10 protein-coding genes are annotated in these 16112 nt (G+C 48.3%); 2 read left to right on the top strand and 8 right to left on the bottom strand.

Annotated features, from left to right (window positions below):
- The 4 genes from C0033_RS02335 to addB form a co-directional block, all read right to left on the bottom strand.
- Complete coding sequence (locus tag C0033_RS02335; protein WP_103226261.1) at positions 1-519, bottom strand: NAD(P)H-dependent oxidoreductase subunit E; 519 nt, start codon at positions 517-519, stop codon at positions 1-3.
- 289 nt (positions 520-808) lie between these two features.
- Complete coding sequence (locus tag C0033_RS02330) at positions 809-1741, bottom strand: ketopantoate reductase family protein (RefSeq protein WP_103226458.1); 933 nt, start codon at positions 1739-1741, stop codon at positions 809-811.
- The gene (gene addA / locus C0033_RS02325; RefSeq protein ID WP_103226260.1) at positions 1728-5402 is read right to left on the bottom strand and encodes a helicase-exonuclease AddAB subunit AddA; all 3675 of its coding nucleotides are present in this window, start codon (positions 5400-5402) and stop codon (positions 1728-1730) included. Before addA ends, C0033_RS02330 begins: the two co-directional genes overlap by 14 nt.
- Complete coding sequence (addB, locus tag C0033_RS02320; protein WP_103226259.1) at positions 5393-8833, bottom strand: helicase-exonuclease AddAB subunit AddB; 3441 nt, start codon at positions 8831-8833, stop codon at positions 5393-5395. The genes addA and addB overlap by 10 nt, the downstream gene beginning before the upstream one ends.
- A gap of 323 nt (positions 8834-9156) precedes the next feature.
- Between addB and C0033_RS02315 the strand changes: the two genes are divergently transcribed.
- Complete coding sequence (locus C0033_RS02315; protein WP_103226258.1) at positions 9157-9594, top strand: hypothetical protein; 438 nt, start codon at positions 9157-9159, stop codon at positions 9592-9594.
- 916 nt (positions 9595-10510) lie between these two features.
- Here C0033_RS02315 and C0033_RS02310 read toward each other — a convergent pair.
- Positions 10511-11026, bottom strand: coding sequence for a GNAT family N-acetyltransferase (locus C0033_RS02310; RefSeq protein ID WP_103226257.1), 516 nt, complete (start codon positions 11024-11026; stop codon positions 10511-10513).
- A 591-nt stretch (positions 11027-11617) separates the two neighbouring features.
- Between C0033_RS02310 and C0033_RS02305 the strand changes: the two genes are divergently transcribed.
- Positions 11618-12988: an MATE family efflux transporter gene (locus C0033_RS02305; protein ID WP_103226256.1), complete on the top strand. Its 1371-nt coding sequence runs from the start codon at positions 11618-11620 to the stop codon at positions 12986-12988.
- Positions 12989-13033: 45 nt separating this feature from the next.
- On the opposite strand, the gene C0033_RS02300 is transcribed toward C0033_RS02305, so the two are convergent.
- From C0033_RS02300 to C0033_RS02290, 3 genes are read right to left on the bottom strand one after another with little or no spacing between them, the layout of a single operon-like run.
- Complete coding sequence (locus tag C0033_RS02300; protein ID WP_103226255.1) at positions 13034-14680, bottom strand: carbohydrate-binding domain-containing protein; 1647 nt, start codon at positions 14678-14680, stop codon at positions 13034-13036.
- Positions 14680-15378, bottom strand: coding sequence for a DUF4956 domain-containing protein (locus tag C0033_RS02295; RefSeq protein WP_347501013.1), 699 nt, complete (start codon positions 15376-15378; stop codon positions 14680-14682). Before C0033_RS02295 ends, C0033_RS02300 begins: the two co-directional genes overlap by 1 nt.
- A complete protein-coding gene (locus C0033_RS02290) occupies positions 15347-16066 on the bottom strand; it encodes a polyphosphate polymerase domain-containing protein (protein ID WP_103226253.1) in 720 nt (239 codons plus the stop codon). The genes C0033_RS02295 and C0033_RS02290 overlap by 32 nt, the downstream gene beginning before the upstream one ends.
- Between the last annotated feature and the right edge of the window lie 46 nt (positions 16067-16112).

Below are 16112 nucleotides of genomic sequence, written 5' to 3'. Positions count from 1 at the left end.
TTATTCCTCCTCATCATAATATCTTGCTAAAATCTGCTCCAGCTTATCAGGATTAACCTGCTTAAACACCTGGTCGTCGATGGACATAGCCGGCGCAAGACCGCAGGCGCCGATACACCGGGCCACTTCAAACGTAAACTTCCTGTCTTTGGTCGTGTCCCCAATCTCCACGTCCAACAGCTTTTTCAGTCGTTCCACGATCTTTTTCCCGCCTCTTACATAACATGCGGTGCCAAGACATACCCGGATGGTATGCTCCCCTCTGGGCTGGGTAGAAAAGAAAGAATAGAAGGTAACAACTCCGGATACCTCTGCAAGCGGCACATCCAGCGCCTCCGCCACCACCTGCTGCACTTCCAACGGCAGATAGCCGTAAATCCCCTGGGCCATATGGAGAACCTGAATCAAACTGCCCTCTTTACCCCGATATTCAGCGGCCCGTTCGCCAATCAGCTTTAAAAGCCCTTCCTGGCTGTTGTCACAACCACAGCAGCACACAGTTTTCGTTTCTTCATTCATACCATTACCTCCTTAAATGATTTGTTTATTGTGAAAAATTATACAAAGTTAAAAGGAGAGCAGCCCAAACGGACTGCTCTCCAAAAAATAATATCTATGAAATTGTCGCTGTTTTCGCTTTCGAACGTAGCATTTAAGCGTCATATGGCGATTCCTCCACAAAAAAATGTTTGTATGAAACTCTGTAAAAGATTTCACAAAAATTTTTTAGCTATGCTAAAACTTTTTGTACATTTTCATGGTAACATGTTACAAGTCCCGTGTCAAGATGAATTTTTTTTAGTATTAACTATATAATTCCGTCATTTTTTTCTTCCAAAACGTGAATCGCATGATATAAAAATTCATTCAGCGGGGTCGGAACCCCTGTTTCCCTGCCCAGGCGCACCATGGTGCCGGCGAACATATCCACCTCGGTTTTCCGGCCGGATTCAATGTCCTGAAGCGTGGAAGGCTTATTCTGATACGGAAGTCTCTTTATCACTTCCCTCTGGTTCTGAATATCTTTTTCTGACAGGTCGATTCCCTTTTTCTGGGCCACGGCCACCACTTCGCGCATCACCATTTCCCTGATTTCAGTAGCATGTTCACTGACGCCGCTCCATGCTCCGAACGGTATGCCAAGCACTGCCGCCGTCTGGTTCTCACTCACGTTGCACATATATTTAATCCAGATGGCCCGCTCCATATCTTCCGGAATCCAGGATTCTATGCCCGCGCTTTCAAATAAGTCTTTTACGGCTTGTACCCGCTCCGAGATGGTTTCATTGGTCTTTTCTCCAAATTCCAGATGGGCAACTTTTGGATTATAGCTCACCTGGTTCCCCTTCATCACCACACTGACCCTGGCAAGGGAATAGATCACACGGTCCCATCCGTATTCCTCTGCAACCGCTTCTTCGCTTTCCACTCCATTGAGAGGGGCCATGATGATGGTATCCGGGCCGATCTGGTTCTTAATATCCTTCAGCGCCTCTTTTATGCCCGTAAATTTTGTGATGATCACCGCAAGATCAGCAAATCCGGTCTCCTCTTCCGGGGAAACCACGTGGAAATGATAGGGCTCTCCGTTGATCACAATTCCGTCCCTTTCGAGCCTCTCCTTCCGGCTGCCTCCTGCAATGATCCTTAAATCGTCTCCCATCACCTTTGACAAGTTGCCGGCAATATAGCTTCCGATTGCCCCCAGTCCGATCAATGCCACTGTTTTAACTTTTCTCATCTGTTTCTCCATCCTTTCCGCCGCCTTCTATGGCCGTCCATTGTTTCAGGTTTATTTCTTTATGAAGCGTCAGGGAATAGATAATCTTTTCCCGGACACATTGCCCTGTCATCTGTTCCAATGCTCTCTGATAGTAATCCAGCTGCTCCCGGTACCGGTCCGCCAAAACCTGTTCCTGCCCCGGCTGAATCCGGTCTGTCTTATAATCCACTAAAACCAGTCCGTCCTCTTCTTCCATATACGCATCGATAATACCCTGGATCAGCACCAGTTCGTCCGAATCGCAGACCTCCATCTCCCTGGCAGGAATCCCGATCACAAACTGCTGTTCTTTATGAAGCGTTCCCTTGGCGGCCGCATCTTTCATCCGTCTGCCAAGAGGCGATTGGAAGAACCGCCACAGCCGCCCGATATCCAAAAGCTCCATGCTGCTCTCCGTCATTTTCTTCGATTCCTTTAAGGAAATGACCTCTTTCTCCAAAGCTTTACGGTCCGTTACCGCCGCAAAATCCAACAGCTCCAAAATCCGGTGATATGCGGTACCCCGGGTTGCCCCTCCTGTCTTTTCCGCCTCTTCCTCCTTTAAAAATGCAGGAATAACCGGAAGCAGTTCCGTTTCCTCCTCGTCTTCCATTTGCCCCTGCTTTTTCAGTTCCGAAACAGACATCTTGGTATGAAGATGGATATCCGGTTCATGAGGGTATTGATATGACAGCGTTTCCTGAAGCCGCTGGGCATATTCCTCATCATACACATGGCTGCCGTCAAAATTGACCAGCTCATCCCTGGAAATCGCTTTTGCCGCCTGGCGGCTGACCTCTTCTCCCACCAGATCTTCCAGTTCCACGATCTCCGTTTCTATGGATGGAACCGGCCGGGCCATGCTCATGAGAACCCAGTCCAGATAGGAACCCGCAGTGGAAAGCACCGTATAAGGAACTGCTCCCTCCACAAATGGAACCTGCTGCCATTTCTCCATCTTACCGGCCAGATTCCGGTCCGTTGCAGTCATAATCAGCTTTTCTTTTGCCCTGGTCATGGCAACATACAGGATTCTCAGTTCCTCTCCCAGGTTTTCCAAGTCGATTCTCCGTTTCATCACATTTTTCTTCAGAGTCGTTGATTTGACACGTTTCTCCAAATCCACATAATCCGTTCCGATTCCAAGCCTGGGATCGATCAGAATCTTTCCTCTCACATCCTGTTTGTTGAAATTCTTTCCCATACCGGCCAGAAATACCACCGGAAATTCCAGCCCCTTGCTCTTGTGTATGCTCATAATGCGGACCGTATCGTCATGCTCTCCAATCACCGACGCCTCGCCGAAATCCGCATCATACCGTTTGATCTTATCGATATAGCGTATGAACTGAAACAGCCCTTTATAGCTTGTTTTTTCATAGGAAACCGCTTTTTCCACCAGCATATCCAGATTGGCTTTTCTCACCTCTCCCGCCGGCATGGCCGATATATAATCGTAATATCCGGTCACGCTGTAGATCTCATAGAGAAGTTCGTGGATCGGCATATAGGCGCTCTTGCGGCGTAGATCTTCTCTCAGTTCCTCAAATCTTCTCAGTTTTCCGGCGATCATCCGTTCTTCCTCCGGCAGGCTTCCGTTCGAATCAACGGCAAGCATATGCCTCAGCGCCCCATAGATGCCCCGGTCCTGGCCTTTTTCGGCTTTTTTCATATAGAGATACATCATCACAACCAGCTCTTCGTCCGTCATCCCCACAACCGGAGATTTCAGCACCGCCGCAAGGGGAATGTCCTGAATCGGATTATCGATCACCGAAAGAAGGCTCAGCACGGTTTCCACCTCGATGGCGGAAAAATACCCGGTTCTGGATTCCGCATAAGCGGGAATTCCCTCACTGGTCAGAACCTCCAGAAATGTCTCCACCCATCCGCTCGTGCTTCTGAGCAGAATCACCACATCCCGGTACTGCACAATGCGGTACTCCTTCTTTTTCTTATCCCACACATAGAGGCCGTTTTCCGGGTCCATCAGCTGTCTTAATTTCCCCGCAATCATTCTGGCTTCGGCTTCCTGCCCCGTATATTCTCCCGTCTCCTCTTTCCGGTCCAGAAGTAAAAGTTCCGTAGGCGTTCCGGCATTTCCTTCAAAGGGCTCAAATGAAGCTCCCGGATGAAGAGCCGTTTCCCTGGTATATTGGATATTTCCCAGGTCCTTTATCATGATTCTGTAGAAAATATCATTGATGCTGGTCAGCACCGAATCCCTGCTTCGGAAATTCTGATGCAGCTCGATCTTTTGGCTCTTGCTGTCCTCTACAGTATACGTCTCATATTTTTCCATAAAAAGTTCAGGGCGGGCCAGGCGGAATTTATAGATACTCTGCTTAACATCCCCTACCATAAACACATTGGGCCGTCCGAACCGTTCTCCGGAAAGGCTTCGGATCAGCGCCTCCTGCACATAGTTGCTGTCCTGATACTCGTCAACCAGAATCTCATAATACTGGCTGCTCAGTTCGTCCGCCACTGCAGTAGGGTGTTCCCCGTCCTCCTGCATATCGATCAGAATCTTCAATGCAAAATGCTCCAGATCATTGAAATCCACAATATTCTTTTCTTTTTTCTCTTTCTGATACCGGTCCGAAAAGTCCTGAGCCAGCTTTAGCAGGGTGAGAACCGCTCCGCTGGTGGCCTGAATATCGGCAATCACATCCTCCACCGACTCAAAACAATATTCATCCCTTAATTTTGTCACCGCTTTTTTAATCCGGTTTCTGGTGGATGTAATAAATTCTTTTTTATCCGCGTCCACCTCTTTTTTCCTGATCGAAGCCATCCGATCCCAGGTCACGGTTTTCAGCGCTTCGTTCAGCTGGCCATAATCCTCGGAATCCGCCAGCCGCTTCATCATCCCCACATCATTTTTAAGCATAGGCTCATATGCGGACAAGATCTCGTCTCCGCTGGCAATTTCAAGCGCCTCTTCCAGCTGTCCCTTAAACTCCCGGATCTGCGCGATGGCGTCGCTCATCAAAAACTGCATCCAGGGCATCTCCATCAGCTGACTCATATCGCTTCCGGAAAGCTCATCCCTGCATTCCTTCATCCACAGCTCCGGCCAAGGATTGCTTTGGGAAAAGGTATAGACCTGCATGATATAGTCCTCAATCCCGCCGTCCGCCTTTCCCACCGCATAGGTGTCCACAAAGCGCTCAAACTCTTCGTCCCCGCTCTCGTAGTAATCCTCCAGCATCTCCTTCATCACATCCGCTCTGGTGAGCATCAGCTCGCCCTCATCCCCGATGCGGAACGCCGGATCAATGTCCAGTTTATTAAAATGTTCCCTGATCACCTGTAGGCAAAAGCTGTCGATGGTGGTGATCTGCGCAAAATGCACCAGCGTGGACTGGCGCTGCAGATGGCGGTCCTGTGGATTCTTAGCCAGTTTTTCTTCTATGGCGGCTCCGATCCTCTCCCGCATCTCCGCAGCCGCAGCGCTGGTAAATGTCATAACCAACAGCCGGTCGATGTCCACCGGGTCATTTTCGTCTGTAATCATCTGTATAATCCGCTCTACTAAAACCGCGGTCTTACCGCTTCCCGCAGCGGCCGACACCAGGAGATTCCTGTTTCTGCTCTCAATGACCTGCTGCTGCTCTTTGGTCCAATTTACCGACATGTAGGTTTCTCCTTTCCCGGCATCTCTTCTATCTCTCCCCAGATCTCTTCCGGCTTCATGGACCGGAATTTCCTGTACTGATATCCATCCGTTTTCTTATCAAATCCGCAGACCGGGTGATAAGGGCAGTAATCACAGGCCGTCTTCGTCCCCTGCTGGTATGGATTCACCTGAATCTGTCCTCCCAGAATCTCACGCCCTGTATCTTTGACCTTTTCCCGGACATACTGTTTTAATGCTTCAAACCGTTTCCGGTTGGCAACGGAAGACCGTGCTTCCTGAATCACCCCGTCTTTCATCGCCACCGGAATCACGTCGGATTCCTTTTCAATCTCGTGATCCAGATGTTTGATCACCTCCAGCTCACTGTTTACCAGACCGTTCATTCTCAGCTGCCTCAATATCTGCTGCTCAATGGTTTCCTCATCCGGCGTCATCCCGGCTTCCTTCTCAACCAGCGGGTCCTTGATGTTGTAATAGAAAATTCCGGCCGGCACCACCTCTTTATCCGGGTGTTTCCGCTCTTCCAGTTCCATCACCGCATCCATATACACCACCAGCTGAAGCTGCAGCCCGTAGAACAGGGACACCAGATCAAAGCTGGTGCTTCCCGATTTATAATCAATGATTTTCACATAGACATGATCCTCGTCCACACAGGTATCCATGCGGTCAATCCGCCCTCTCAGATGAAGCGCTTCTTCGTCGGAAAGGGAAATCTTCATGGCCGACAGATTATCGATGGAGGAGAAGGAAACTTCAAACCCGGCCGGTTCAAAATCGCCCTTTTTCAGCTGCTCCGAAAGAGCCCAAATCGTCCTGTCCGTGATCTTTTCCACCCTGGCCGCCAGATAAGCGTTTCTGGCCGAGCTCTGAAGTATGGTATTGCCGTATTCCCCGGTCACCTCTTCCACACAGGCCTTTACCAGCGCTTTTCTCTCTTCCTCTTCCAAATCCCGAAAGCTCTTCTGCTGTTCCCGTATGGCCTTAAAACACCGGTCAATGGAGTTATGGAACAGATTTCCCATATCCACGGCCGCCAGCGTATATTCCTGTCTCTCCGTCAGTTCCAGGCCGTATTTCAGAAAATGGGCGTAAGCGCAGGCTGCATACTGTTCCAGACGCGTCACGCTGCCGCTTAAAACGTTCCCGTACAGAGCCTTAGCCGCCGCCTTGCCGATTCCCGTTTCCCGGTATACATAGCTGGCCGCCTCCACCAGCTTACTCAGCTGTTCCCTGTGTTCCGGCGAATTGAAAAACCAACGGTAAAGTTCCATAAAGCGGGGATCATCCGGCCTTTCCTGGAATCTGCGCAGCCCCTGTGTCAAAAGCCTCTTTCCCTCCTGGATGGAGTGGATCATTCCGTCCTCCGTCTCACATTCCCTGACCTCCAGCTTTGGAAATAACGCCCTGATTTCATTGATAATATGGGACGGTCTCTGGCTCTTTCCTTGGGAATTGAGGGCTGTATAGGATAGAATCAGTTTTCTGGACGGCTTTGTCAGCATCAGATACAGATAAAACCTCTGCATAAACCCGTCTTCCGTAGAAGTGGGGGCCAGTTCTATCTGATGAGCGCCTAAAAACTCCCGCTCTTTATCCGTTAAAAGGTTGCCCGCCGTCTTTTTAGACGGCACAATCCCATCGTTGACGCCCACGAAAAACAGCACCTTCACATGATCCAGACGTGTTCTGGTCAAGTCGCCTACCACAATCCGGTCCACCGTAGCAGGAATCACGCCCACTTTAATCTCCTCAAAGCCCGCGTCCAAAATCTCACTAAACTCTTTTCTGCTGACGCTTTCATCCCCTAAAAGTCCCACCAAACGGTCAAACAGATCCATAACCAGCTGATAGATCTGGCTGTATTCCTTTGCCAAAACCAGCTGTCCCCGGCTTTCAAAATATTCCTGAAACTGTGCCATCTTCTTCTCCGCCTGGCATTCCTCCAAAAATGACACCAGAGCTGCCGCCATACCGCGGACGGTGATGCCCTCTTCACGAAATGCGTCCCGCAGATGGCAAAGGGGTTCCAAAATCTTATTCTTGCAGTAATTCAATTCCAAAAGATTTAAATCATGGCTTCCCTTATACTCCCACTCCCAGATGCTGTTCCACCGCTTAAATCCCCTGATTCCAAGGGCGATCACATAGTTTTCCATCCGGTCAGCCTGTTCCATATCCTCCCACACCAGCCCGGTCTTAATATAGCGGAACACGCTTTCATAAGCAAAATCCTTCTGTAATATCTCAAGGGCCGAACGGATCAGTTCCACCATGGGATTTTCCAAAATGCTCTTTTTATCATCCATAAAATATGGAATTTCATTTTTAATAAACTGCTGTATGATCTGAGGCCGGTATCCGGAAAGATCACCGGTAATAACCGCAATATCCCGGTAGCGCAGACTTCCCTCCTGCACCATCCGGTGAATCCCGGCCGCCACAAAAGCCACCTCATCCTGAGGATTTACAGCCTGATACAGGGAAAGCGGCGAATTTTCCCCATCCGTCCACTCCCCGTCATAAGAAGCCGCCCCATACCGGAAAATATTCTGTTCCAAAAAGTCCAGCTCCACCCTGTCGCCGAACCTTACATAAGGATGGCAGTCCAGCCGGATGTCCTCATCCCGCATCACCCCATTTTTCTCAGCGATCTGATCCAGTTTTGTCACAATCACCTTGCTCATATGGAACAAATCCTGATAATCCGATCTTTTATAAGGATCGGCGGACGGATCGACGGTCACAGTCACAATCACCTTTTTACAATAACGGATCATCAGTTCCAACAGACGGTACTGGACCGGGGTAAATCCCGTATACCCGTCCAGAGTAACAACGCTGTTTTTAATGATTTCCGATTTTTCCAGGTTGTCGCATAAAACGGACAAAATCTCCTCCGCCGTGATGTAGCGGTTCTCCTTATCCTCTTTAAATCCCCGGTATAAAACCGCCAAGTCTTTTAATTTATGGCCCAGCACATCGCTGGATGCCTGGGGCGCCATCTCTTCCAGCATCTCATTGGTAATGCCGTACTGAAGCAGCTCTGAAATCATGGACTTGAGACAGCTGATGAATCCGGGCTTATTCAAATTCCCCTTAAAATACCCAAGGCTGTTCTTCTTATCAGAAGCAACCTTTCTTAATACCATGGATTTTCCCATATCGTCCAGGACGATGGGGTTTTCTATGGCCAGTTCTTCAAATATTCTGTACGCAAGCCTCTGAAAGCTTACGATATCTATGTTCATGGTTCCGTGGTTGGGGTGCAGGGTCACGATCTCTTTCTGTGTCTGCATGGTAAACTGCTCCGGAACAACCGCAATATACTGCTGTTTCGGATTGGAAATGGACTCTCCAATCAGCCACTCATACAACACCCTGGTCTTACCGCTTCCCGACCCTCCGAGTATAAATTGTAAGGACATAGTTCCTCCCATCTGTATTTTATAACTTTGCTTTTCAGTATACCATAAACTCCATATGGCTTCCAATTTATTTTTATTAAGAGCTTTTGCATATGCCCAATATTTGAGCGTGAGCGAGTTTGGGCATTTCCCTTGGTTTTTAGAAAAATCCTGCACGTTTAGAAGCGCTTATGTCCGAAACCGGAACCGGAAAGTTCCTGCAAACCTGCCAAAACCGGAACGGACAGCAGAGACCACCGGGACTGTGAACCGTAATAATATTTTTGCATAAAACGGTCATGTGGTAAATAGATTATAACAAACACTTACGGAGGTTCCCCATTATGAGCTCCAAAACCAAAATTGTAGTTTTACGAATGAAAGAAATTATATATACCGCCATTTTCATCGGCCTTGGAATTCTGCTGATTACTCTTTTTCTGATTATGTTCCATCCGAAAAAAGATACCGAGACCGCATCTTCCGGCCAGGCTTCTTACATACCGGGCGTTTATACGGCTTCTCTGACATTAGGGAATCAGGAGGTCAATGTAGAGGTAACCGTGGATGCTGATCATATAAACTCCATTACGATGAAGCCATTAAGCGATTCCGTTACCACCATGTATCCTCTTGTACAGCCCACCCTGTCTGATCTGGCTGAGCAGATCTGCAACACACAGTCACTGGAAAACCTTTCTTATTCCAGCGAAACAAGATATACCTCCACAGCCCTTCTAAACGCCATCGAAACCGCCCTAAACAAAGCGCAGGCAAAGTAAAGCTGAATTGCTATTTAACGGGGTTGGCGAAGGGTACGCACGGAAACGGGAGGCGAAACCGGAAGACGAAGGTCGAAGGGGCTGTCCGGGCCGGGGAAGGAAGATGCAGCCAAATGGGATTCGGGATTCGCCCCTAAGAACTACTAAGGCCCGTAAGAACAGAACGAGGCAGGCCAGCGCCATTCGCAGTGAACTCTTGATGACTTCGCTGCTCAACGGCGCTTTAAAAACTGAGACGGAAATCAGTTTTTACCTGCCTCATTCTGTCCTTACGGACCTAAGTAGTTCTAAAGGGGTTCCATACGATCCCATTTGGCTGCATCTTCCTTCCCCGGCCCGGACAGCCCCTTCGACCTTCGTCTTCCGGTTCCGCCTCCCGTTTCCGTGCTGATATTCGCTAACTTAGTTAAAAAGAATTCATTTATTTGCCTCGATATTTACGAAGAATCACATTTATATATATCTTCAAGGGATTTTCAGAAATGCCTTCGGGTTTTACTTAAAACGTCAAAGCATTTCTGAAAAAACCTTCACCCTTGATGTAAAAACTTACTCACAATCCACCCAAATCTTTTTTCCTCAGCCAGCCAAGCAACAGCCGGAAAGAAGGGGAAACCTGGGCGGGCGGCGGAACTAGAGCAAGACAGGGGATCGTGTGCAGACCCTTAGTGATACTTGGTTGGCAAGAGCGGAAAAAGGCAGACAAATACTGAATTCCGAATCAGTATTTGAGGCGCCACTGAACGATGAAGTCATAAAGAGTTCACCGTGAATGGCGCCGCGCTGCCTTTTTCCGCTCTTGGCGGCCTAGTATCACTTAGGGTCGTAACCCGAATCCCCTGTCTTGCTCTAGTTCCGCCGCCCGCCCAGGTTTCCCCTTCTTTCCGGCGTTTCTTAGTTAACTAAATAAAGATTTCTATGATAATACCTTTTGGTAGGCGGCTCTTGGGCTTCCATCTTCTTCGGTTCCCACGATATAGATGATTCCGCACCGCTTAAATCCAAACTTTTCCACAGCCCTCTGCATGGACTTATTATCGGGATGCGTATCATTGCGGATATTCCTAAATCCCCATTCCCGGCAAAGCTTTTCGCCTTCCTCAAATAAGATTCCGGCCAGCCCCTGCCCTTTCCGGCTCTCCTCCACACAAACCCGGTGAAAAGATACATAGTCCTCCTGATTCAGCCAGCTTCCTTCAATGGTATTATAAGCCTCCTCCTCTCCGGACACCACAGTAATCATCCCCACGACCTCTCCGCCGTCTTCCAGCACATAGTTAATTCCCTTCTCCAAATCCTCCCTGAGCACGCCTTCATTCGGATATCCCATCTGCCATTGGTCAATTCCTCTCGCCTTCATAGATGCTTTCGACTGATTCACCATCTCCATCATCCGAAAAATGTCCCTTTCCTCCGCCTTCCTAAAAACCATATCCTTACTTCCTCCTATCTCTTTATAATCATCGTAATCCTAAATCTTAGCTTCCCTATCACTCCAAAATTTCCTGTAAGTAGTTTATCACACCGCTCTTTCTCTTTCAATCAGATTCAACCTCGGCATTTCTGCTGTTGTGTCCCGGGGCCGCTTTTTGCCTGGCCTTGGTTGGGGGGCCGTCCCTGCTTCGGTTCCAAAGGGGTTGAACCAGACCCCGTCATATGACTATGCAGGGTATTAGAGGGTGTTAGCGCGCCGCATTTTTCGTTCTGAGGGAAAGAGCCGCTTGTTTGAGTGTCAGCGAGTTGCGGTCTTTCCCGAAGGCTTTTAGAAAAATCCGGCACGCTTACAGCCTCTTATACCCGAATCCGGAATATGCCGGGGTCTGGTTCACCCCCTTTGGAACCGAAGCAGGGACGGCCCCCCAACCAAGGCCAGGCAAAAAGCGGCCCCGGGACACAACAGCAGAAATTTCACCATTTCAAACCTATTGCCTTTTTCTTCTATAGCCGCTATAATGATATACAATTTACCTGTATCAAAAGGCGATACATAACTACTATATTAATGTGAGGTCAGGGCAGGAATATGAAAAATTCAGCTAAGCAGGCAAACGGTGCGATGGAGCACAATCAAATTACAGAAGGAGTGATCTGGAAGCAGCTTCTTCTGTTTTTCTTTCCGATTCTGTTCGGTACGTTCTTTCAGCAGCTTTATAACACAGTGGATGCCATCATCGTAGGCCAGTTTGTCGGCAAAGAGGCGCTTGCCGCAGTAGGGGGGACAACTGGGACTTTAATCCAGCTGTTAGTCGGCTTCTTCGTCGGTCTTTCCTCGGGAGCCACCGTTATTATCTCACAATATTACGGGGCTAAGCGGGCTGATAAAGTGGGTTATGCCGTACATACTTCCATCGCTTTCTGCATCGCCGCAGGAGCGGTTATGATGGTGGGCGGCATTTCGCTGGCTCCTTCCATTTTGGGAATTATGGATACTCCTCCGGCCATACTGTCCTATGCCACTTCTTATATCCGCATCTATCTGGCAGGGATCATCCCCAATCTGATCTATAACATGGGGTCCGGTATTCTGAGAGCGGTAGGCGATTCCAAACGGCCTTTGTATTTCCTGATCGCCGGATGTTTTACCAATATTGTGCTGGATGTTCTTTTTGTAGCCGTTTTACATATGGGGGTAAATGGAGCCGCTCTCGCCACGATTCTGTCGCAGGCAGTCAGCGCTTCTCTCGTAATTGTAGTTTTAATGCGCACCTCCGATGTATACCGGTTAATCCCCAGCCAGGTACGGCTGGATAAGAGGATGTTAAAGCGGGTAATCCGCATTGGACTGCCGGCAGGACTTCAGTCCGTGATGTACAGCTTTTCCAACATTGTAATACAAGCCAGCGTCAATTCCCTGGGTACGGATACGATCGCAGCCTGGACCGCATACAGCAAGATTGACAGCGTGTTCTGGATGATCATCAGCGCCTTTGGTATCTCCGTCACCACATTTACAGGCCAGAATTACGGTGCAGGGAAACATGACCGGGTCAGAAAAGGAATCCGGGTCTGCATGGCCATGAGCATGGCCGCTTCCGTTTTCTTGTCGGCCGCCTTGTATCTGATCGGTCATGCATTTTTCCGCCTTTTCACCTCTGATGCGGCGGTTATATCCATCGGTATGGACATTCTTCATTTCCTGGTTCCTACTTTTATCACTTATGTCGCTATCGAAATCTATTCCGGCGCATTGAGAGGAGTTGGGGACTGCTGGCTGCCTATGCTGATTACCTGTTTGGGCGTATGTGTCCTGAGAATTGTATGGATTGTTGCCGCCGTACCGTTCCACAGAACCATTAAAATGGTGGTGTTCAGCTATCCGCTCACCTGGATTACCACCACCATCTTATTCGTCATTTATTTCAACTTCTTCAGTCATTTAAAGAGACGGCGTTAAATAAAATACACCGGGCATAGAAATATGCCCGGTTATATAACTGGTTTACCCTTTATTTCGTTCGCGCCCCATTTCCCGTCCACCGGGACGCTGGTCTTTTTCCGTCGATTGTCCTTCTTGGTTTTGGGAAGATTCAGATTCCCGGTTATCCGGCATGTTTTCCGGGTTCATTTCAGACCCGTCATTCATTTCAGTTTTGCCTTCCATTTCAGTTCTTCCTTTCATTTCAGGTCTGTCTTCCATTTCAGGTCTTCCTTCCATTTCAAACCCGCCATTCATTTCCGGCCTGCCTTCTCCCATTCCGCCCTGACCTCTGTGACCGCCCGGCATGGTTCCGGCTGCTCTGCTGCCTGAAGTGGTTAATACGGTGGTAATTGTCACTTCCTTGGTCTCTTCACCTGCCGTAATCTTATAAGTACCCTCTGTTTCTAATCCCGGCGCGCTGATGACTGCGCTGGAATATTCTTTTACCGGCGTATAGGAAGCAATCAGATTTCCGGACGCATCGACCACGGTTATTTCCGTTCCCGCTTCCTGGGTATTTTCAAAATAAACCAGAATACTATTCTGCTCGGACCCATCTGAGAACGTCTGGGCCATTCCTGAGCTTCCGGCTGCAATTACCACTCCTCCGGTTATGATTCCATTTCCGTCATAATCGAGAGCTCCGTCTCTGCTGCTGGTCGGCCCGCTGATATAAAGTTCACCGCCGTCCACATAAAAATGGCCGTTGGAATCCACTCCGTCCGCAGACGCATTGATGTGGATGGTTCCTCCCGAAATGCGGATATACGCATTTTCCTGAATTGCAGTTCTTCCTTTTCCATTTCCAGTTTCCTCAGTTTTGGATGTGTCTTCAACGGCATTCAGTCCGTCGTCTGTGGATGTGATGTCCAGACTTCCTCCGTTGATATCTATGGTCTGTGCCTCGATTCCTTCATAACTTTCCGCTACCTGTATGATACCGTCATTGACAATTACCGCGCCCTTTGACTTCATGCCGTCATCCCCGGCATGAACCGTGATGGTTCCTCCGTCCACAACCAGAGAATCCTTCCCCTTAATTCCATCCTCTTTTGCAGTGACAGTGATTTCACCCGACAGGATATACAAATTATCCTTGCTCCGTATGCCGTCATTATAATTTCCCGTCACTTCCAGAGCTCCATTGCCTTCAATAATCAGATCTTTCTTGGTAAAGATCGCCGCATCCGGCTCATCTTCTCCTTCTTCCAGCGCATATTCTTCGCCGTCCGTCACCTGATTCACCGTTCCATCCATCAGCCTCAATCTGATTTCTCCGCTCTTTTTACCATAAATGGCCGACAGATCACTGCTGGTGATCTCAAATCCGTTGAGTTCCAGAATAATGGCGTCCTCTTTCGCAGCGTCTACCACAATTCTGCCTTCTGTCAGAATTCCTTCCAGACGGTATGTTCCTCCCTCTGTGATCGTGATGATTCCGTCGCTTTCCGATGCCCCGTTGCCGTTAATCGATACAGCGGTCTGATCACAGAAAATGGTAGTGAGATTCCCGGTTTCTTCCCCGGAATTTTTTAACGGTTCCGTCTCGATACTTCCGGTTTCCTGTACCTTATTATCAGCGGCTTCCCTGGCCTGGCATCCGGATACCGAAGCGGCCAGAGCGCACAGACTGCCCGCAAGAAGCAGATATTTTCTATAATTTCGCATTATAATTCCTCTCTTTCTCTCGCTACTCTGCCGCACACGATGGTGAGATTGCCGTTACGGCAGCGCAGGTTGTCAATAAACGCTTTTTCCTGTTCTTCCCGTTTCAAATCCACTCTGTATTGGAGTTCGTAAAGACTTCCCATATTAACGGTTTTTACCTTTAGAAGTTCATACTTCTTAACATACGTTTCAAATACATCGTCAAATATCCCGTAATAATCCAGATTTTCCGGGATTGTCACCTTTAATTCCCGTTCTGTAAAATCAGAATTATTCGTTGGTATTAAGATTAAGAGCACTGTCATTCCGCCTGCAATCAGAAGTAAAAGCACCGCCAGGCCAAGGTATCCCATTCCGGTGGCCAGGCCGATGGCCATTGCCATAAATACACTTTGAATTTCCCTGGAATTGCCTGGAAGCGACCGGAATCTTACCAGGCTGAATGCGCCCATAACCGCGACTCCGGTTCCCAAATTGCCGTTTACCATCATGATTATCGTCTGAATGATAGCCGGAAGCATTGAAAGCGTCAGCACGAAATTTCTGGAACAATGATTTTTATATGTATGAATTGCAGCCAGCACCAGCCCCAGCAGAACGGAGACTCCGGTGCAAAGCAAAAACTCCATGAGTGAAAGGTTGGATTGTGTTGTCGTCAAAATACTGTTAAGCACAGATGCGCCCTCCTGTTTCTTCATTCTGTTTTAAAATGTAACGCTTATAGTAAGCGCCATATTTGGAAAATGTGATTGGAAAGATGTCCAGATTGGAAAACACACGGCTCATCCATACCGGCATCGCTCCGGGAATCTTCACTTCCATCAAAATCCGGCCCTGTCCCAATACATTTACCCCAAAACTTCCCTGTTCCAAATCCAGAGCAAAGGATCTTCCTACAATATTGGTATCAAATGTAACTCTCAGTTCCGGGTCTTCATTTCCATAGTACGCAATTCTGTCATAGGACAGATACACCGCCGGTTTCAGGTCATACCGCCTTATGGCATAGTCCAGTTCATGCAGAATCTGGCCGTCCTGTTTTGGCCTGATTTGCTGCCCCAGATACGCATTGGCTTCTCCCAGCGTCATGGCCGCCCTCCGTTTATAGACCACACCGTCAAATTTCTTTTTTAACTCTAAAAATACCGTATCCTCTCCTGACGGTACGCCGTAGCTTCTGAGGCGGACCTTTTCTTTATACTCCGGCTTTTCTAAAGACGTTCTGATTAATTCATAATCCAGAGTATCATAATAGACATTGCATATTTTATGTTTTCCATAATGATCCATGGTCATTGACTGGTTGAGATAACCCATCAGCTGATGATACTGATCCTGGGTCAAACTGTATTTTTTTTCATATCGCTTAAATATTTCCTGCGCCATCTAATTACCTCCTTCGCATTTTCTGATGGTGGTATCTTATCGATTT

Origin of the sequence: Clostridium sp. chh4-2 (assembly GCF_002899675.1) — a bacterium.
Classification (GTDB): domain Bacteria; phylum Bacillota; class Clostridia; order Lachnospirales; family Lachnospiraceae; genus CHH4-2.
Note: the sequence above shows the minus strand (reverse complement) of the source record. Positions and strands in the feature narration are given on the sequence as shown.